Source organism: Streptomyces sp. MA5143a (assembly GCF_900290235.1).
GTDB lineage: Bacteria > Actinomycetota > Actinomycetes > Streptomycetales > Streptomycetaceae > Streptomyces.
In genome coordinates this window covers 89,975-109,674 of the sequence record NZ_OLMK01000014.1, presented here as the reverse complement: position 1 = coordinate 109,674, position 19,700 = coordinate 89,975, and the positions used below count along the sequence as shown (strand labels likewise).

General features: G+C 70.9%; 18 protein-coding genes. 7 read left to right on the top strand and 11 right to left on the bottom strand.

The features are described from left to right. Positions 1–125: 125 nt before the first annotated feature. From SMA5143A_RS07305 to pgi, 7 genes are all read left to right on the top strand, one after another. Positions 126–3,083, top strand: coding sequence for a M14 family metallopeptidase (locus SMA5143A_RS07305; protein WP_107462088.1), 2,958 nt, complete (start codon positions 126–128; stop codon positions 3,081–3,083). A gap of 269 nt (positions 3,084–3,352) precedes the next feature. Continuing rightward, the gene (gene gap, locus SMA5143A_RS07300; RefSeq protein WP_055538514.1) at positions 3,353–4,363 is read left to right on the top strand and encodes a type I glyceraldehyde-3-phosphate dehydrogenase; all 1,011 of its coding nucleotides are present in this window, start codon (positions 3,353–3,355) and stop codon (positions 4,361–4,363) included. Positions 4,364–4,497: 134 nt separating this feature from the next. Continuing rightward, positions 4,498–5,709, top strand: coding sequence for a phosphoglycerate kinase (locus SMA5143A_RS07295; RefSeq protein ID WP_107462087.1), 1,212 nt, complete (start codon positions 4,498–4,500; stop codon positions 5,707–5,709). Positions 5,710–5,748: 39 nt separating this feature from the next. Further along, positions 5,749–6,504, top strand: a complete 756-nt coding sequence (gene tpiA, locus SMA5143A_RS07290; protein WP_107462086.1) for a triose-phosphate isomerase — start codon at positions 5,749–5,751, stop codon at positions 6,502–6,504. A 159-nt stretch (positions 6,505–6,663) separates the two neighbouring features. Next, positions 6,664–6,894, top strand: coding sequence for a preprotein translocase subunit SecG (gene secG, locus SMA5143A_RS07285; protein ID WP_055514354.1), 231 nt, complete (start codon positions 6,664–6,666; stop codon positions 6,892–6,894). Between the two features lie 224 nt (positions 6,895–7,118). Continuing rightward, complete coding sequence (locus tag SMA5143A_RS07280; protein ID WP_003957010.1) at positions 7,119–7,454, top strand: RNA polymerase-binding protein RbpA; 336 nt, start codon at positions 7,119–7,121, stop codon at positions 7,452–7,454. A gap of 240 nt (positions 7,455–7,694) precedes the next feature. Beyond that, positions 7,695–9,350 (top strand): glucose-6-phosphate isomerase, encoded by a 1,656-nt coding sequence (gene pgi, locus SMA5143A_RS07275; RefSeq protein WP_107462085.1) that lies wholly within the window; start codon positions 7,695–7,697, stop codon positions 9,348–9,350. A 50-nt stretch (positions 9,351–9,400) separates the two neighbouring features. Here pgi and fabG read toward each other — a convergent pair whose 3' ends face one another. The 11 genes from fabG to SMA5143A_RS07220 form a co-directional block, all read right to left on the bottom strand. Continuing rightward, positions 9,401–10,117: a 3-oxoacyl-ACP reductase FabG gene (fabG, locus tag SMA5143A_RS07270; protein WP_107462084.1), complete on the bottom strand. Its 717-nt coding sequence runs from the start codon at positions 10,115–10,117 to the stop codon at positions 9,401–9,403. A 127-nt stretch (positions 10,118–10,244) separates the two neighbouring features. Continuing rightward, positions 10,245–11,165, bottom strand: a complete 921-nt coding sequence (locus tag SMA5143A_RS07265; protein WP_107462083.1) for an NAD-dependent epimerase/dehydratase family protein — start codon at positions 11,163–11,165, stop codon at positions 10,245–10,247. 3 nt (positions 11,166–11,168) lie between these two features. Further along, complete coding sequence (locus SMA5143A_RS07260; protein ID WP_107462082.1) at positions 11,169–11,723, bottom strand: hypothetical protein; 555 nt, start codon at positions 11,721–11,723, stop codon at positions 11,169–11,171. Then, positions 11,720–13,444, bottom strand: coding sequence for a class I adenylate-forming enzyme family protein (locus tag SMA5143A_RS07255; protein ID WP_107462081.1), 1,725 nt, complete (start codon positions 13,442–13,444; stop codon positions 11,720–11,722). The genes SMA5143A_RS07260 and SMA5143A_RS07255 overlap by 4 nt, the downstream gene beginning before the upstream one ends. Next, positions 13,431–14,255 carry a hypothetical protein gene (locus SMA5143A_RS07250; RefSeq protein ID WP_107462080.1) on the bottom strand — a complete coding sequence of 275 codons (825 nt, stop codon included), beginning with the start codon at positions 14,253–14,255 and terminating at the stop codon, positions 13,431–13,433. Before SMA5143A_RS07250 ends, SMA5143A_RS07255 begins: the two co-directional genes overlap by 14 nt. Beyond that, entirely contained in the window at positions 14,252–15,466 is a 1,215-nt protein-coding gene (locus SMA5143A_RS07245) for a beta-ketoacyl-[acyl-carrier-protein] synthase family protein (protein ID WP_107462172.1), read from the bottom strand. Before SMA5143A_RS07245 ends, SMA5143A_RS07250 begins: the two co-directional genes overlap by 4 nt. Further along, positions 15,456–15,761, bottom strand: a complete 306-nt coding sequence (locus SMA5143A_RS07240; RefSeq protein WP_107462079.1) for a hypothetical protein — start codon at positions 15,759–15,761, stop codon at positions 15,456–15,458. The genes SMA5143A_RS07245 and SMA5143A_RS07240 overlap by 11 nt, the downstream gene beginning before the upstream one ends. Then, a complete protein-coding gene (locus SMA5143A_RS07235) occupies positions 15,758–16,033 on the bottom strand; it encodes an acyl carrier protein (RefSeq protein ID WP_181361768.1) in 276 nt (91 codons plus the stop codon). Before SMA5143A_RS07235 ends, SMA5143A_RS07240 begins: the two co-directional genes overlap by 4 nt. Positions 16,034–16,101: 68 nt before the next feature. Then, positions 16,102–17,496: a class I adenylate-forming enzyme family protein gene (locus SMA5143A_RS07230; RefSeq protein WP_107462077.1), complete on the bottom strand. Its 1,395-nt coding sequence runs from the start codon at positions 17,494–17,496 to the stop codon at positions 16,102–16,104. A gap of 6 nt (positions 17,497–17,502) precedes the next feature. Continuing rightward, a complete protein-coding gene (locus SMA5143A_RS07225) occupies positions 17,503–18,765 on the bottom strand; it encodes a 3-dehydroquinate synthase II family protein (protein WP_107462076.1) in 1,263 nt (420 codons plus the stop codon). Then, positions 18,762–19,595 (bottom strand): 2-amino-3,7-dideoxy-D-threo-hept-6-ulosonate synthase, encoded by an 834-nt coding sequence (locus SMA5143A_RS07220; protein ID WP_107462075.1) that lies wholly within the window; start codon positions 19,593–19,595, stop codon positions 18,762–18,764. The genes SMA5143A_RS07225 and SMA5143A_RS07220 overlap by 4 nt, the downstream gene beginning before the upstream one ends. Between the last annotated feature and the right edge of the window lie 105 nt (positions 19,596–19,700).

Genomic DNA, 19,700 nt, shown 5'->3' with positions numbered 1-19,700 from the left:
GCGCCGGCTTTTCGGCGACGGGGTGAAAGCCTTGTGTGGCTTGTGCGGCACCCTTGACGTGACCCTGATCTGACATGAGCCTGTCGTCTGTTCGCCACTGTGGCGAACCCACGCAAGGGGGGCTCATGAGACGAAGAGCGAGATCGATCCTCGCTGCCGGCGTGCTCCTGCTGGGCGGCGGGGCGGGGCTCGCGCCGTTCGCCCAGGCGGCCGAGAACGACGGTTCCGGCGATACGGAAGAGGTCAAGGTCTTCCGCGCCGAGGTCACGAAGAAGCAGATACCCCTGCTTCTGGCGGCCGGGCAGGACGGTCACGAACTCAGCGAGCAGGCACCGGAGAAGGGCACCGCGTCGGTCGAGGTCTACCTCACCGACAAGCAGGCGAAGGCCCTGGAGGAACAGGGTGTCGACCTCAAGGAGCACAGACTCACCCGCAAGGCGGAGGCCCGGGTGGACGCCGCGGGCGACGGGGTCTACCGCCCCTACAGCGGCGCCGGCAACATCAAGGAGGAGATCCTCCGGACCGGTCAGGAGAACCCGTCCCTGACCAAGGTGGTCTCCATAGGCAAGTCCCTCCAGGGACAGGACATCCTCGCGCTCAAGCTGACCAAGAACGCGAAGAAGACCAAGGACGGCGCCAAGCCCTCCGTCCTGTACATGTCCAACCAGCACGCCCGTGAGTGGATCACCCCGGAGATGACCCGGCGGCTGATGCACCACTACCTGGACAACTACAAGACGGACAAGCGGATCAAGAAGATCGTCGACACCACCGAGCTGTGGTTCCTGATCTCCGCCAACCCGGACGGCTACGACTTCACCCACAAGGCCGACGGCAACCGTCAGTGGCGCAAGAATCTGCGTGACATCAACGGCGACAAGGCCATCACCGTCGGCGACGGCGTCGACCTCAACCGCAACTTCGCCTACAAGTGGGGCTACGACAACGAGGGTTCGTCCCCGTTCCCCACCAGCGAGACCTATCGCGGCGCGAGCCCGGGCTCCGAGCCCGAGACCAAGGCCCTGGACGCCTTCGAGAAGCGCATCGGCTTCGAGTACGGCATCAACTACCACTCCGCCGCCGAACTGATCCTCTACGGCGTCGGCTGGCAGGTGGCCACCCCCACCCCGGACGACGTGCTCTACAAGGCGCTGGCCGGCACCCCGGAGAACCCGGCGGTCCCCGGCTACCACCCCCAGCTCTCCTCGGAGCTGTACACCACCAACGGCGAGGCGGACGGCCACGCGGCCAACGTCAACGGCACGGCGATGTTCACCCCCGAGATGTCGACGTGCCAGACCGCGTCGAACATCGACCCGGCCGACGCCTGGAAGCCGGAGGACTGCGCCTCCGTCTTCACGTTCCCGGACGACGAGAAGCTGATCAAGCAGGAGTTCGAGAAGAACATCCCGTTCGCGCTCTCCGTCGCCGAGTCCGCGGCCAAGCCCGACCAGCCGAAGTCCTCGGTCGGCCTCGACGCCCCCGACTTCACCCCGGCGTCCTTCACCACGTCGTACTCGCGCGGCGCCGACCAGGAGATCTCCGTCGTCGCCCGCAAGTCCGTGCGCGACAAGGAGCTGAAGTACCGGATCAACGGCCGGGGCCGGACCTACGACCAGACGCTCAGGCCCTGGAAGGGCGGCGAGACGTTCGGTGGTGAGGACAACCTCTGGTTCGACGAGTACCGGGCGAAGGTCCAGGACGGCGAACCCGGCGACAAGGTCGAGGTCTGGTTCACCGGCGAGACCAAGAGCGGCAAGCCCACCCGCAGCGAGCGCTTCACCTACACGATCGCCGAGCGGCCCAAGGCCGACACCCTCGTCGTCGCCGAGGAGGGCGCGACCGCGACCCAGACCCAGACCTATGTCGACGCGCTGAAGGCCAACGGCAAGAAGGCGCTCGTCTGGGACGTCGCCACCCAGGGTGCTCCCGACGCGCTGGGCGTACTGAAGCACTTCAAGCAGGTCGTCCACTACACGGGCGCCGTGCGCCCCGGTGTCGCCACCCAGCTCGCCCTGCGCGCCTACCTCAACGAGGGCGGCAAGCTGATCGAGGCGGGCGAGAGCGCCGGCGGCTCCGTCGACCTCGGCGGCGGCACCCTGTCCAACGACTTCAGCCAGTACTACCTGGGCGCCTACAGCCGGACCTCCCTGCCCGACGCCAAGTCCTTCGCGGGCGGCGGCAGGCTGGCGGGCTTCACGGGAACGCTCGGTGACGCGCCCGGCAACCCGCTCAACACGGCCGGGTCGTTCGGCCTCACCTCCGACGCCCTGCCCGCGAGCGCCTTCCCGCAGTTCGCGAGCTCCGGGGCCGGCCAGTACCCCGGCACCGTCAACCCCTACGGCCCGTACGAGGGCGCGTCGATGGCGGCGGTCACGCACTCCGACTACGCCTGGAACCGGCTCACCCGCACCATCGACCTCACCTCGGTGACCGCGGCCGACAAGCCCACGCTGCGCACCCGGATCCTGTGGAACACCGAGGAGGGCTACGACCACGCGGTCCTGGAGGCGCACACCGCCGGGGCGGACGACTGGACGACGCTGCCCGAGGCGGGCGGCGCCACCTCCACCGCCGTGCCCGCCGAGTGCGAGGCCGGGTACTTCATCCAGGCCCACCCGGCGCTGAAGCGGTACCTGACCCTGGGCTCCGGTGGCTGCACGCCGACCGGCACCAGCGGTGCCTGGAACAGCTTCACCGGGGCCTCCGACGGCTGGAAGCAGGTCGAGTTCGATCTGTCCGCCTACGCCGGCAAGTCGGTCGAGGTGTCCTTCAGCTACATCACCGACCCCGGTTCCGGCGGCCGTGGCGTGCTGCTCGACAACACCACGGTGGTCACCGGCGGCACCGCCGGCGCGACCGAGGGCTTCGAGACGTCGCTCGGCGCGTGGAAGACCCCCGGCCCGCCCGCGGGCAGCCCGGCGGTCGTCCGGGACTGGGGCCTGTCCGGCGAACTGTTCAAGACGTTCGGCGCGGTCACCACGAACGACACCGTGCTGCTGGGCTTCGGCCTGGAGCAGGTGCCCGCGGCGGCCGACCGCACGGCCCTGCTCGGCAAGGCGCTGGCGGCGCTCAGGAAGTGAGCGCCGACTGCGCCGAAGGGCTGATGGCAGGCCCTGGAGAGGCCACCCCGAACGTCTGAAATCAGATGATCGGGGGGCCGCTCAAAAGGTAATCAGCTTGCAAAACCCGGGCGGTCCGTACCCCTACTGGCGAGTACGGACCGCACCGGCATGTATAGGGCATCTCGATGTCACTCGACGGGTGTCGGGGAGGTAGGGTCGTAGGCGGTCGGGGACATCCCATACAGCTCGCCGGCACTGAGCCGGCGTACCAACGAGGAGATCGGTTCGTGACGATCCGCGTAGGCATCAACGGCTTTGGCCGCATCGGTCGTAACTACTTCCGCGCGCTGCTGGAGCAGGGTGCGGACATCGAGATCGTGGCTGTCAACGACCTGGGTGACACCGCGACCACCGCTCACCTGCTGAAGTACGACACCATCCTGGGCCGTCTCAAGGCCGAGGTGTCGCACACCGCCGACACGATCACCGTGGACGGCCACACCATCAAGGTCCTCTCCGAGCGCAACCCCGCCGACATCCCGTGGGGCGAGCTGGGCGTCGACATCGTCATCGAGTCCACCGGCATCTTCACGAAGAAGGCCGACGCCGAGAAGCACCTCGCCGGCGGCGCCAAGAAGGTCCTCATCTCGGCTCCGGCCAAGGACGAGGACATCACCGTGGTGATGGGCGTCAACCAGGACAAGTACGACCCGGCGAACCACCACGTCATCTCCAACGCCTCCTGCACCACCAACTGTGTGGCGCCGATGGCGAAGGTCCTCGACGAGAACTTCGGCATCGTCAAGGGTCTGATGACGACGGTCCACGCGTACACCAACGACCAGCGCATCCTGGACTTCCCGCACTCGGACCTGCGTCGCGCCCGCGCCGCCGCCGAGAACATCATCCCGACCACCACCGGTGCCGCGAAGGCGACCGCGCTGGTCCTGCCGCAGCTCAAGGGCAAGCTCGACGGCATCGCGATGCGCGTCCCGGTCCCGACCGGCTCGGCCACCGACCTGGTCGTGCAGCTGCAGCGCGAGGTCACCAAGGACGAGGTCAACGCCGCCTTCAAGAAGGCCTCCGAGGACGGCGACCTCAAGGGCATCCTGTTCTACACCGAGGACCAGATCGTGTCCTCGGACATCGTCAGCGACCCGGCCTCCTGCACCTTCGACGCCTCCCTGACCATGGTCCAGGAAGGCACGTCGGTGAAGATCCTCGGCTGGTACGACAACGAGTGGGGCTACTCCAACCGCCTCGTCGACCTGACGGTCTTCGTCGGCAACCAGCTCTGATCGACGGAAACAGGCACGTGAGGTGACGGCAGGGCTCGGGCGGCGCAGTGACGCGCCGCCCGGGCCCTGACTCACGTGCGAAACGGCCCTCTTACGATCACGAGCACCACAAGTCCTCTCCGGGAGTCCCCTCAATGAAGACGATCGACGAACTCCTCGCCGACGGAGTCGCCGGAAAGCGGGTCTTCGTCCGCGCCGACCTGAACGTGCCGCTCTCCGGCACCACGATCACCGACGACGGCCGTATCCGCGCCGTCCTGCCCACCGTGAAGGCCCTCGCCGACGCGGGCGCCCGCGTGGTCGTCGCCTCACACCTGGGCCGCCCCAAGGGCGCCCCGGACCCCGCCTTCTCGCTCGCCCCGGCCGCCGCCCGCCTCGGTGAACTCCTCGGCGCCGACGTGGCGTTCGCGACGGACACGGTCGGCGAGTCCGCCGAGGCCACCGTCACGGGCCTCGCCGACGGCCAGGTCGCCGTGCTGGAGAACCTGCGCTTCAACGCCGGCGAGACGTCCAAGGACGACGCCGAGCGCGCCGCCTTCGCGGACCGGCTCGCCGGCCTCGCCGACGTCTACGTGGGCGACGGCTTCGGGGCGGTTCACCGGCGGCACGCGTCCGTCTTCGACCTTCCGGCCCGGCTGCCGCACTACGCCGGCCACCTCATCGCCACCGAGGTCGGCGTCCTCAAGAAGCTCACCGAGGACGTCAAGCGTCCCTATGTGGTCGCGCTCGGCGGCGCCAAGGTCTCCGACAAGCTCGCGGTCATCGACCAACTGCTCGGCAAGGCCGACCGCATCCTCATCGGCGGCGGCATGGCGTACACCTTCCTCAAGGCCAAGGGGTACGAGATCGGCAGCTCCCTCCTCCAGGAGGACCAGCTCCCGGCCGTCGAGGAGTACCTGGAGCGCGCCGAGAAGACCGGTGTCGAACTGGTCCTGCCCGTCGACGCCCTGGTTGCGTCCGCGTTCCCGGACCTGAAGGCCAAGGCCCCGGCCGACCCCACCGCCGTCGCCGCGGACGCCATCCCGGCCGACCAGATGGGTCTGGACATCGGTCCGGAATCCCGCAAGCTGTACGCCTCGAAGATCGCCGACGCGGCCACCGTCTTCTGGAACGGGCCGATGGGCGTCTTCGAGCACCCCGATTTCGCCGAGGGCACCAAGGCGGTCGCCCAGGCTCTCCTCGACTCCGAGGCGTTCACGGTCGTCGGCGGCGGAGACTCCGCCGCGGCCGTGCGCATCCTGGGCTTCGACGAGAACGCATTCGGCCACATCTCGACCGGTGGCGGCGCCTCCCTCGAATACCTCGAGGGCAAGACGCTCCCCGGACTCGCCGCACTGGAGGACTGACCCTCGATGACTGCTGTTGAAAACGGCCGCCTGCCCCTGATGGCGGGCAACTGGAAGATGAACCTCAACCACCTCGAGGCCATCGCCCACGTCCAGAAGCTCGCCTTCGCCCTGGCCGACAAGGACTACGAGGCCTGCGAGGTCGCGGTCCTGCCCCCCTTCACCGACCTGCGGTCCGTGCAGACCCTCGTCGACGGCGACAAGCTCAAGATCAAGTACGGTGCCCAGGACCTGTCGGCCCACGACTCCGGCGCCTACACCGGCGAGATCTCCGGCCCGATGCTGGCCAAGCTCAAGTGCACCTTCGTGGCGGTCGGCCACTCCGAGCGCCGCCAGTACCACGACGAGACCGACGAGATCGTCAACGCCAAGGTCAAGGCCGCCTTCAAGCACGGCCTCACCCCGATCCTCTGCGTCGGTGAGGAGCTGGAGGTCCGCGAGGCGGGCAACCACGTCTCCCACACCCTCGCCCAGGTCGAGGGCGGCCTGAAGGACGTCCCCGCCGAGCACGCCGAGACCGTCGTCATCGCCTACGAGCCCGTGTGGGCCATCGGCACCGGCAAGGTCTGCGGCGCCGACGACGCCCAGGAGGTCTGCGCGGCCATCCGTGCCAAGCTGACCGAGCTGTACAGCCAGGAGCTGGCCGACCAGGTCCGCATCCAGTACGGCGGCTCCGTCAAGGCCGGCAACGTCGCCGAGATCATGGCCCAGGCCGACATCGACGGCGCCCTCGTCGGCGGCGCCTCCCTGGACGCGGACGAGTTCGTCAAGATCGTGCGCTTCCGTGACCAGTGAGCCGTCGGCCTCCCGACACCGGATCAGAGCGTCCCGACGGCGATCAGGAAAAGGTGAGTAGGCGGTAGCGGCGTAACGTCGTAGTCTTGCGGGGGCATGGCTCAGCCGCCATGCCCCTGTCGTCCATCCAGATCCGAGGAAGTTGGTCCAGCCGTGGTTATGGGGTTCTCGATCGCCCTGATCGTCTTCAGCGGGTTGCTGATGCTGCTGGTGCTGATGCACAAGGGCAAGGGCGGCGGCCTCTCCGACATGTTCGGTGGCGGCATGCAGTCGTCCGTCGGCGGCTCCTCGGTCGCCGAGCGCAACCTCGACCGGATCACCGTGGTGGTCGGTCTGCTGTGGTTCGCGTGCATTGTCGTACTCGGCATCCTCATGAAGGTCAACAACTGACCCTCGGGTCCGCGTAGGACAACGCGTCACGGACGCACCAATCCGCACGTAAAGCCCCATGCTGGGTACGCGACTTCGAGCGCGGCCTATCATGGGGCTCGCGTCTGGGATGGGAGGTAACTCCAACCACTGGACGCGCGTTGGGCCTTACGTAGACTGAGGCGCTCGCAGCGAAGCGAAACGCCGACTCGCTTCGCCGCACCATCACGCAGGGAGTTACGACCGTGGCAAGTGGCAACGCGATCCGAGGAAGCCGGGTCGGGGCGGGGCCGATGGGCGAAGCCGAGCGCGGCGAGTCCGCACCCCGGCTTCGCATCTCCTTCTGGTGCTCCAACGGACACGAGACCCAGCCGAGCTTCGCAAGCGACGCGCAGGTCCCCGACACCTGGGACTGCCCGCGCTGCGGCTTCCCGGCCGGACAGGACCGGGACAACCCGCCGGACCCACCGCGCACCGAGCCCTACAAGACGCACCTCGCCTATGTGCGGGAGCGACGCAGCGACGCGGACGGCGAGGCGATCCTCGCCGAGGCGCTCGCCAAACTGCGGGGCGAGATCTAGGAAGTGCGGCCGGCCGGGCACCTCGGGGTGTCCGGCCGTAGTCGTTCGCCGGGCGCCGCTTTCCCTCCTGTTCGTCTCCTGTCCCTCGACACGCTGACACCGGTGCGCACGGCCGACGTATCTGTTGTCGAGCCGGACCACGGAGGGACGACCGCTCGTGTCGTCCCGTGATCAATTAGGTTGGGACCGGCAGCGGGGCAAGGTACGCAGGACCAGTAGGAAAGAAGGCTGAAGTCCGAGATGAACGCAGAAAGCCGTACCAGGCTCAACCAGACGCCCGAGTGGACGGCGCTGGCCGAGCACCGGGAGCAGCTGGGCGACGTGGAGCTGCGGGAGTTGTTCGCGGCCGACCCCGGGCGCGGCACCGGGTACACGCTGGAGGTCGGCGATCTGCACGTCGACTACTCCAAGCACCTGGTCACCGACGAGACACTGCGGCTGCTGCGGGAGCTGGCCGCCGCGACCGATGTGTTCGGACTGCGGGACGCCATGTTCCGCGGCGAGAAGATCAACACCACCGAGGACCGCGCCGTCCTGCACACGGCGCTGCGCGCCCCGCGTGACGCGGTGATCGAGGTCGACGGCGAGAACGTGGTGCCGGCCGTGCACGCCGTCCTCGACAGGATGGCCGGCTTCGCCGAGCGGATCCGCTCCGGCGAGTGGACCGGACACACCGGCAGGCGCATCAAGAACATCGTCAACGTCGGCATCGGCGGCTCGGACCTGGGCCCGGCCATGGCGTACGAGGTGCTGCGCTCCTACACCGACCGCGACCTGGTCGTCCGCTTCGTGTCGAACGTCGACGGAGCCGACCTGCACGAGGCCGTCCGGGACCTGGACGCGGCGGAGACGCTGTTCGTCATCGCCTCGAAGACGTTCACCACGATCGAGACGATCACCAACGCGACCTCCGCCCGCGACTGGCTGCTGACCGAGCTGAAGGCGGGCCCCGAGGCCGTCGCCAAGCACTTCGTGGCGCTCTCGACGAACGCCGGGAAGGTGTCGGACTTCGGTATCGACACCGCCAACATGTTCGAGTTCTGGGACTGGGTCGGCGGCCGCTACTCGTACGACTCGGCGATCGGTCTGTCGCTGATGATCGCGATCGGCCCGGACCGCTTCCGGGAGATGCTCGACGGCTTTCGGATCGTCGACGAACACTTCCGCACCGCGCCCGCCGAGTCCAATGTGCCGCTGCTGCTGGGCCTGCTCGGCATCTGGTACGGCAACTTCCACGACGCCCAGTCCCACGCCGTCCTGCCGTACAGCCACTACCTGTCCAAGTTCACGGCGTACCTCCAGCAGCTCGACATGGAGTCCAACGGCAAGTACGTGGGACGTGACGGCCAGGAGGTCGAGTGGCAGACCGGGCCGGTGGTCTGGGGCACGCCGGGCACGAACGGGCAGCACGCCTACTACCAGCTGATCCACCAGGGCACGAAGCTGATCCCGGCGGACTTCATCGGCTTCGCCGAGCCGGTCGCCGATCTCGGTGAGCGGTTCAGGGCCCAGCACGACCTGCTGATGGCGAACTTCTTCGCCCAGACGCAGGCGCTGGCCTTCGGCAAGACACCGGACGAGGTGCGGGCCGAGGGCGTGGCCGAGGACCTGGTGCCGCACAAGACGTTCAAGGGCAACCACCCCACGACCACGATCCTGGCGAAGGAACTGACCCCGTCGGTCCTCGGCCAGCTGATCGCGCTGTACGAGCACAAGGTGTTCGTCCAGGGCGCCGTCTGGAACATCGACTCCTTCGACCAGTGGGGCGTCGAGCTGGGCAAGGTCCTCGCCAAGCGGGTCGAACCCGCCCTGACCGAGGGCGCCGAGGTGCCGGGTCTGGACGCGTCCACGCGGGCCCTGGTCGCCAAGTACCGGGAGCTGCGCGGCCGCCGGTAGTGGATCGGGTGGGGAGGGGGGAGGCACTCCAAGCCCCTCCCCACCCTGTCTCAGTGCCCGAGGCCGGCGCCTCCGTCGACCGGGATCACGGCGCCGCGCACATAGCCGGCGCCGGCCAGGAACGCCACCGCGTCGGCGACCTCCTCGGGCCGGCCCAGCCGGCCCGCCGGGGTGGTGCGCAGCAGCTCACGGCGCTGCTCCGGGGTGAGGGCGCGGCTCATGTCGGTCTCGGTGAGGCCGGGGGCGACGACGTTGCAGGTGATGTCGCGGGCGCCCAGCTCCTGGGTGAGGGCGCGGGCGAAGCCGACGAGGCCCGCCTTGGCCGCCGCGTAGTTGGTCTGGCCGGGGGCGCCGTGCAGGGCGGCTGTGGAGGAGATCAGGACGATACGGCCGTGGCCCGCGCGGAGCATCCCGCGCACCGCCCGCCGGGCGACCCGGAAGGCCCCCGTGAGGTTGGTGTCGACGACCGAGGTGAAGTCGTCCTCGGTCATCCGCAGCAGCAGCCGGTCCAGGGTGAAGCCCGCGTTGGCGACCAGCACCGACACCTCACCGTGGGCCGCCTCCGCCTCCTTGAACGCCTGATCGACCTGCTCGCCGTCCGTGACGTCGCACCGGACGGCGAGGACGTTCTCACCGGCGGGGGGCTCCTCGCCCCGGTAGGTGACCGTGACCCGGTCGCCGGCCGTGACGAAACGCCGGGCTATGGCCAGACCGATGCCCCGGTTCCCCCCGGTGACGAGGACCGAACGGGCCGCCGTCCCTGTCATCGTGCACTCCCTCTCTGCTCGCTGGTTCCGATCGTCGTCGGACAGCGCCACACGGTCGTCGTACGGACCACGCTGTCGTCGGGTGCGGCGCCGATCACGCGGACGGTGACGGCACGGTCGGGACCGGTCATTCCCGGCCCAGCGCGTCGCGCCAGCTCGGCCGCGCCGGCTTCCAGCCCAGCCGGGCCCGCGCCCGGGCGTTGGCCGCGCCGTGGGCGGAGGTCAGCTGGTGCGCCATGAACCAGCCGAGCAGCCGGGGCGCGAGGGCCGCGGGAACCGTACGGGGGGAGGGCGCGGCGAGCGCCCGCGCGAAGTGGGGGAGCCACTGCGCGGCCGGGGCCGGGTCGTCGTCCGTCACATGGAACACGCCGGTCGCGTCCGCCTCGACGGCCGCCACGGCCGCGCCCACCGCGTCCTCCACATGCAGGAACGACATGATCCCGGAGCCACCGCCGGGCAACGGCAGCTGCCCGGCCAGCACGGCCTGCGCGGCGCCGCCGGTACGGGCGTACGCGGTGCGGGGGCCGTACAGGGTGCCGTACCGCAGCACCACCCCCTCCAGGCCGGCGCCCAGCACCTGCCGTTCCAGCTCGGCGACCGCACCTACGGTCGCCGCCCAGCCGGGATCGGGGGCGTCCACGTACAGCGGGGCGTCCTCGTCGAGGACCGGCTCCCCGGCGGGCGCGGCGGCGAAGGCGATGGACTGGGCGACCAGCCGGCGCGCACCGGCGGCGCGGGCCGCCGCGATCAGGTTCGCGGTGCCCTCGATGCGCAGCCGCGCCGTCTGCGCGAACGCCGCCGGAGGGTCGTCGGGCAGCAGCCGCAGGGCCGACATCTGATGGACGATCACCTCGGGCCGGGCGGCCGACACCGCCGACAGCAGCGCCGCACCGTCGAGGGCGTCGGCGACCACCATTTCGTCCGCGTCGGGAGCCCGGTCGCGGGCCCCCTTCCGGACGAGTGCGCTCACCTCGTGGCCGCGCTCCCGCAGCGCGCCCACCAGGGGATGCCCGACCACTCCGGTGGCCCCTGCGACAAGGATCCGCATGCCTCAGCCCTCCGTTCCGGCCGGGGCGGGCGCGGAGACCCGCATCAGCAGTCGGCACGCCTTGTCGCCCTCGCGCAGACAGCTCTCGGCGCGGTTCTCGGCCAGGGTCACGCCGAGCCCCTCGGACCAGCCCGCGTGGACGGCGGTGCAGGGGCAGCGGTATCCCTCCAGGGAACCCGCCATGCGGACCATGGTGATCGCGAAGTTCCGCCTCAGCGTGAGGACGATCAGATCGTCGTCCTCGACCTCGGTGGAGGCGTTGCGCAGCTCGGGCGGGAACATCCGGTCGCCGCAGTCGTCGTAGCGGCGGCGCAGCTCCTCCAGGTCCTTGCGGACGTCACCGGAGTCGGGGAGCGGCCCGGCGAGGCGGGCGACGCGCTGTCCGACGTGCAGGGCGACCTTGCGCAGCGCCTCGGCGTTGATCTCGTTCGCCGCCTCCTGACCGAATCTGGCGGCCACCCCCTGGTACCAGTGGGCGTCGTGCTGCCACCACAGGCGGTACGCCTCCACGGTCGCGGCCCGGTGGTTGACGGTGCCGTCATCCGTACGCGTGCTCATGCGTGCTCCTCGGCGACGGTGTCGGCCGGGGCGCCGGCCGCGTCGGCCGGACCGGCGGCGAACCTGTCGCGCATCACTCGTTTCAGAACCTTGCCGGTGGCGCCCTTGGCCACGTCGTCCGGCCTCATCCGCAGGGCCCGCGTCACCGGCGGAAGACCCGCCGCCGTCAGCACCGAATTGACGCGCGCGGTCCACTCCTCGTCACCCGTGCCGCCCGCGCCGCCGTCCCCGGTCGCGCCCTCGTCGGCGAGCTGGAGCAGCGCGTACGCCTCGGCCTCCCCGTCGCCGTCCCAGTCCGCCCGTACGCCGTCGGGGGCGACCCCGACCACCGTGCAGTCGGCGAGCCCGGGGACCTCCGCCAGCAGCACCTCCTCGGTGCGGGTGCTGAAGACGATGCCGGCGGCGGTGCGGATGGCGTCCGGGGACCGGTCCAGGTGGTAGAAGTTGCCCTCCTCGTCCTGGTGGGCGAGGTCGCCGGTGAGCCAGTAGCCGCCGAGCCGCATCCGGTTCCAGGTCAGCGAGTCGTTCCAGTAACCCGGCGTCAGCGTCGGCGACTTGAGACCCAGCCGGCCGATCTGTCCGGGCGGCAGCGGGGTGCCGTCCTCGGCGAGCACGGCGGCCTCCGCGAAGCTGATCGGCTTGCCCACACAGCGCGCGTATGCCGAGGTGTCCTTGGTGTGCCGGTTGTGGAAGACCGAGTAGCCGGCCTCCGACGAACCGAGCCCGTCCACGAACACCGATCCGTCGACGCGCGTACGGCTGAGATCCCGGCGGATCTCGACATGGCTGCCGTGCCGCACGAGCGCCCGGATGTGCGCCTCGTGCGCCGCGTCCCCGGTGTTGAACCACACCTGCACGCTCGACAGATCACGCGCCGACAGATCCTGGGCGGCCATCTCGCCGAACGTCCCGGCGAACGCCAGTACCGTCGTCGGACGGAACTCCTCGATGGCGTCCAGCACGTCCGTGCCGCGCTGACTGGACAGCAGCTTGATGTCGGTGCGCAGCAGCAGGCAGTACATCAGCGTCGCCACCATCGCGTTGTGCGCGCCCGGCAGCCCGACCAGCGTGCGCTCCATGTCGGTGCCGGTGGAGTAGCGCAGCCGGTGCAGCTGCGCGTACATCAGGGTCCGGTGCGTGTGCGGCACCCCCTTGGGCAGGCCCGTGGTGCCCGACGAGTGGGAGATCAGCACCGGGTCGCCGGGGTCGTGCCGGTAGGGGTACGACGCCGGGAGCGACTCCCGGTCCTCCGGCCGGATCCCGGCGGCGGTCGCACAGAAGCCGAGGCCGGGCGCCCCCGCCAGCACCTCGTGGTGCGCCTCGTCGGTGAAGGCGCCCACCACACCCTGCCGGCGGACGTACTCGCGGGCGATCTCCGGCGACAGATTGCCGTTGACGAACGAGGGGATCGCGCCGAGCGCCGTGAGCGCCAGGAAGTTCACCGCGAACTCGGCCGCCGTGTACGAGTGGATCGCCACCGGGTCACGGGGCCGCACCCCCCGGGCCGCGTACCAGCCCGCGTACGCCTCGACCACCTCGTACAACTGCCCGAGCGTCAGGACCTCCGGGTGGCTGCCGTCGGGGGCCCGCCAGGTGCCGTCGAACCGTAGGACGGGCTCGTCGAGGGCGCGGTCGTACTCCTTCAGCCGGTACAGGACGTTGCCGGCGCCGAGTTCGCTGTCGGAGCAGATCCGCGCCCGCTCCTGCCTACTGATGAGCATGGGTGTCCGTCTCGTTTCTCTCCGGGAGCCGTTCGGAACTGAGGAGGAACGCCGCTGCCGCCGGACCCGCCGCCGCCAGGACCTGGCTGCCGCCGTCGCGCAGCAGCCGCCGGTGGGCGTCGGCCAGGTCGAACAGGCCCTGGACGCTGCCGTGATGCGGGACCGCCAGGGCAGGCCCGGCGTCGTCCGTCTCCGTCGCGCGGACCGTCACCGGGGCCTCGGGGCCGGGCCGGGTCAGCAGCAGCGCCGCCGCCAGACCGGCCGACCCGGGCAGGTCCCAGGCCGGGCGGCCGTCGTCGCCGGTCAGCTCGCGGTGCACGGCGGCCACCCGTTCACCGCCGCCCAGCTCCACGCCCAGTACCAGGACCCGGTCCAGCTCCGGGTCCTCCAGCAGCAGGTCCGCCATGGCCAGCAGCTCGGTGACCGGGTCGTCCAGGGTGGAGAGGCTGAACATCTGCCCGGTGATCCCGAACTCCCGGCTCAGGTGCCCCAGCACGGAGTTGGGCGTGGCCTGCATGAACAGCAGCGGGTTGTGCACCCGCCCGGACACCATCCGGGTACTGGCTAGGTCCGCGGTGGTGGTGTCCCCCATCAGACTCGCCAGCGCCACCGCCGTACGGGAACCGTCGCCCGGGCACGTGGTCAGGCAGCGCGCCGCCACCTCGTACGCCAGCGGACTGAACGCCGACTCCACGAAGCCGGGCAGTCGCGGCAGCGCGATGTCGCCGTCACGGCCGGTGCCGTGGGTCGCGGTGGCGGTGGTGAGCACGGCGAGGGGTGAGCGGAGCGTCGTCTTCTCTGTGGTCGTCACGGCCGCTCCAGGACGAGCGCGGTGTTGGCGCCGCCGAACGCGGCGTTGATGGTGAGGGCGCGGCGGAGGTCGGCGGGTCGGGGCTCGTTCGGCACGTAGTCGAGGTCGCACTCCGGGTCCGGCGCGGTGAACCCCGCGGTCGGCGGGATGATCCCGTCCGTCAGGGCCAGCATCGTGATGACGAACTCCACGACCCCAGCGGCCTCCAGCAGATGCCCGGTGGTGCTCTTGGTGGAGCTGACCGGCACCGACTCGGCCCGCTTCGGCAGGGCGGCCCGCAGGCCCCGGGTCTCGGCGCCGTCGTTGTACTTGGTGCCGGTGCCGTGCGCGTTGACGTAGCCGAGGTCCGCGCCGTCCGGGTCGCCGGCCAGCCGCAGCGCCTGCCGGGCGGCGAGGGCGAGACCCACGCCCTCCGGGTGCGGCTGCGCGATGTGGTGGGCGTCGGTGGCCGCGCCCCAGCCGACCACGCCCGCCAGCGGCCGGGCGCCGCGCCGCCGGGCGTGCTCGGCCGACTCCAGTACGACGGCCGCGACCCCGTCGCCGAGCAGCAGGCCCGTGCGGTCCGCGCTGAACGGGCGCACCATGCCGTCACGGGACAGCGCCCGGCCCGAGTCGAACTTCCCGAACGTCTCCTCCTCCACCAGATAGCCGCCGGCGCAGACCGCCGCGTCGATCCGGCCGGACGAGATCAGCCGGCAGCCGTGGATGATCGCGGCCGCCGACGCCACACAGGCGTTGGTGAAGGTCAACCGGGGCCCGGTCAGGCCCAGCTCGCCGGCCAGTGACTCGGCGAGGAGCGCCGGGACGGCGTCGGCGAGCCGTGCGCGGAGGGGGTCCACCAGGCCCTCGGAGCCGTCGGGCCCGTCGGAGCCGGCCCCCGGGCGTGCCGCGTCCCGCCAGTGCCGGGTGATGCTCGTGCAGTCACCCGCGATGCCCAGCAGGACCGCCGCCTCGGTGCCCCGGGGCAGGCCCGCCATGTCGAGGGCCTTGGTCCCGCAGCGGGCGAGGGCGTGGCGCAGGGCCCAGCCCTCGACGGCGTCGGGTCCGTCCGGGGCGGCGCCGGCCATCGGCGTGCGGTACGGGCCGGTGTCGAACCGGGTGGTCGGCGCGAAGGAGGGGACGCCCGCGAACACCCCGCGCCGCAGCGCGTCCGCGCCCGTGCCGAACGCCGTACGGACACCGAACCCGGTCACCGTCACCTCACCGGTCACGGTGCTCACCCCCGTCCGCCGCCGTCCGCTCCGCCGCGCGTTCCGCCGTCCGCAGGAACTCGGTGAGCCGGCGGAGCGAGGTCAGCTGGGAGATGTCGTCGTCGCCGGGTTCCACGACCAGGCCGTACCGCTCCTCCACCACATGCAGCAGCCACACCAGCCCCAGGGAGTCGAGGACGAGTTCGGCGTCCTCGTCGAGGTCCTCGGGCACACCGGGGAAGATCTTCCGGTCCGCGAGCAGGGCCCGGACGGTGTCGGTGGTGAGGGCGGCCGGCGCGGAGGTCTCCGCGCTCATGCCGTGGCACCGCGTCGGACGACCTCGGCGACGAGCCCGCCGAGGGTCAGCGAGGCCAGCGGTTCGATGTCGGTGTCCGGGATCTCCACGCCGAACCGCGACTCCAGCCGCAGCGTCAACTCGATCAGGCTCAGCGAGTCCACCTCCAGCCCGCCGACCGTCACCGGGCTGTCGTCCGTGATGCCGTCGCGGCTCGTCAGGATGTTCATCTCGTCGATGACCGAGGTCAGGACGAACTCGCGGATCTCGTCTTCCAAAGTGGACGTAGTCATGATCAGGGTCTCCAGTGACTGATTTCAGTGACCGATGGCAGGGACAACGGACGACCGCGGTGGCCCGCTCACCCCGCGGAGCGGAGCGTGGCCGCCCGGCGGACGAGCTTTCCGTTGGAGGTGCGGGGCAGGTCGTCGAGCAGCCGGATCACGCGGGGCAGCTTGTAGTCGGCCAGCCGTTCCCGGCACCAGCGCAGCAGCTCCTCCGGCGACGGGCTGTCCGCCCCGTCGGCGAGGGCCACGTACGCCTCGGTGACGTCCTCGTGGACGATGACGGCCTGTTCGACCGCCGGGTGGCGGCGCAGGACGTGCTCGACCTCGGTGAGGTCGACCTTGAGGCCGCCGATCACGACCAGGGAGTCGGCGCGGCCGCCCACGGTGACCGTCCCGTCGGCGGCGACGGTGGCCCGGTCCCGGGTGTGCAGCCAGCCGTCCGCGTACTGGGTGCCGCCCGTGTCGTACAGGTACGGGGACTCGTCGAGCGCCACGTCCAGTTCGCCCTTGTGCACGCGGACCGCCACGCCCGGCGCGGGTCGCCCGACGGAGGGCCGCAGCCGGCCGGCGACGTCGATGGCGACGATCCCGGTCTCGGTCGTGCCGTACGCCTCGCCGACCTCCACGCCGTACCGCTCGGCGAACCCCGCGGCGACCTCGGGCGGCATCAGCTCCCCGCCGGACACGGCGGTCCGCAGGTCGGGCAGGGCGGGGGCGTCGAGGGCGGCGGCCAGCAGCTCGTAGTGCATCGGCACCCCGAACAGGGTGGTGACGCGGTGCTCCGCGGCGGTCCGGAGGATGTCACGGGCCGAGACACGCGGGGTGAACACCACGGAGACGCCGGTGGCCAGGGCGTGCAGCAGCCCGCCGATCAGGCCGAAGCTGTGCGCGGTCGAACTGAGCAGCAGCAGCCGGTCGCCCTGGCCGGGCATGCCGGGGACCTCACCGAACGCCGCGACCTCGGCGGCCAGCGACCGCACGGTCCGGCCGATCACCTTGGGCTGCCCGGTGGAGCCCGAGCTGAACTGGACCAGCCGGTGCGCGGTGGCGGCGGGGCGCCCGCCCCTGCGGATCTCGGTGGTGACCTCGTACTCGGGCCGGAACCCGAAGGTCGCCCGGACGTTCGACCCGGCGCCGACCATGAACTGCGGGCGGCAGACCTCGCCGAGCGCGCTCACCTCGGCGGGCTTCAGCCGGAAGTCGAACAGCAGCACCTGCGCGCCCAGCCGCCACAGCGCGAGCAGCACCTCGACCTGGGTGAAGCTGGGCGGGGTCTGGAGGCCCACGGTGCTGCCCGGTCCGATGCCGTGCCCGGCGAACACGGCGGCCTGCTTGGCCACCCGTTCCCGTAATTCGCCCCGGAGGAGGGTCTCCCGCTGGTGCGTCAGATAGGGGAGGGTGTCGTCCCGCGCGTCGAACAGCCGCTGGACCAGGGCGCCCATCCCCTCGTCGTCGACGAGCTCGCCCATGGGGGCTCAGACCTCCTTGCAGAACTCGCCGATGGGCAGGCCCACATGGCGCTTGTCCTGCGCGAGGTAGCCGAGCAGTTCGTCGCCCGCCCGGAGTTCGGTGACGTTGAGGACCTTGCCGCCGGGGCCGAGCACCCGCACGTGCCAGTCGTCCTGCACGGTCAGGCTGACCAGCCGTCCGTCCTCGGCGTGGGTGCGGATCTCCAGCAGGGGCCGGGACTCCAGCTTGGCGCGGCCCACCACGACCCGCCGGGTGCGGCCGTCGGCGCCGACCGCCAGCAGGGTGCTGCCGGAGCCGACCTCGCTGAGGTAGCTGGTGCGGTTGTCGGGGCCCAGCGTGTACGAGTGCAGGGCGCCGGCGTTGACCCGGAACGGCCTGGTCGGCATGTAGGGCAGCGGGTGGGTCTCGCTGCAGCAGAGCACGAACCCGGAGGAGTAGGAGCCGACGAGGATGCCCTCGTCCTCCTCGAAGTGCGAGCAGGTGTCCACGCAGACCCGGTCGCCGAGGCCGACGTGCCGGATGCTCTCCACGGTCAGCGTCGACAGCTCCAGCTGCGGGGTGGACGCCTGGAGCAGCCGGGCCAGCGCGAAGACCTCGTCGGCGGAGCGCGGTGCGTAGAGGATGCCGTCGGAGCCGCGTTCGAGGACGTCGAAGACGATGGCGGCCTCCTCCAGGTCGCCGACCACGGTCACCAGTTTGCCCTCGGCGGACTCGGCCGCCGCGAGCACGATCTCCAGCGGGATCTTCGTGGGGTCGGCGAAGTGGATCACGGTGTACGGCAGGGCCATCGCGCCCGCGCAGGACAGCCGCAGGGTGCGGTCGTCGCGGACGTCGACGAATCCGGCGACGGGAGCGCCGGACGCGCCGGCGGCGGCACGGTGGGCCGCGGCGAGGGCGTCCAGCTCCTCCTGGGTGGTGAACTTCCGCAGCAGGACGTCGATCCCGGTGTCCGCGTCGGTCGCGGACGCGGTGGCCCCGGTAGCGGTGGGCCCGGTCGCGGTGGCCCCGGACGACTTGCTCCCGGCGTCCTTCGCGTCCTTGCCGCCCTTCTCGGCGGCCTTGTCGGAGGTCCTGTCGCCCGGCTTCCGCACGGCGGCCGGGGCGTCGTCCGCGGCGGCCAGGACCCGGGTGACGGTGGGGGGCAGCGTGGCGAGCAGTTCGGCGTCCGAGGAGACCACTCCGGCCATCCGGGCGTGGACGGCCGCGTCCACCACCGCCTGGAGCTGAGGACGGGGGACTTCACGGAGATCGATCCACGCGAATCTCATGCGACACCTGCCACGATCGTCGAGTAGTGGGTGGGATGGGAATCAGTCATGCTCATGCCACCCGGTGGGCTGGTCTGCGCGTGCACGACGGCGGCCAGCCGGGACACCAGGGCGGTGGGGGAGGGGGAGGAGAAGACGCGTCGGCCGACGGCGAGCCCACGGCAGCCGGCGGCCATCAGGGCGGTGCCGTACGCGATCAGATCGGAGCCGTCCGGGGGGCCGCCGGCCGCGAGGACGGGGATGGGGCTGTGGGCCACCACCTCGGCCATCCGGTCGAGCGGCAGGGCGACGGACGTCTTCACCAGGTCGGCGCCCAGGTCGGCGGCCACATTGACGATGTGCGCGAGGAGGGCCGGGTCGTGCGGGTTGTCGATCCGGGGCCCGCGCGGATAGACCATGGCGATCAGCGGCATGCCCCAGGTGTCGCAGGAACGCGCCACCGCTCCCAGGTCGGCCAGCTGCCGTCCTTCGGTGTCGGAGCCGACGTTCACATGGACGCTGACCGCGTCCGCGCCGAGGGCCACCGCCTCCTCGACATCGCCGACCAGCACCTTCGCGTCGACATCGGCGGAACACGCCGTACTGGCGCTCAGATGCACCACCAGCGCGCAGCTCTTGAGGATGTCCGATGAAAGATTTCGAACCCGCCCTTTGTGGACGATGATTCCATCGGCCCCGCCGGCCACAAGTGCGCGCAAGAGATCTTCCCATTGCCCCGGAGGGGCGACCGGGCCGTCCGAAACACTGTGGTCGAGCGGTATGAGCAAGTGTCGATCGTCGCCGACGAGGGAAAGTCTTCTGAGACGTAATGGCTTGCCAGTTTTCAGCATGGGTGTAGAGCCTTTCTCCATGTCCGAAAAACGATGGTCGTAGAACTTTAAAGTTCTGCCCGCGTCAGCATTTCGCGCGTGATCGGCCATTGGCAAGGCGTGACG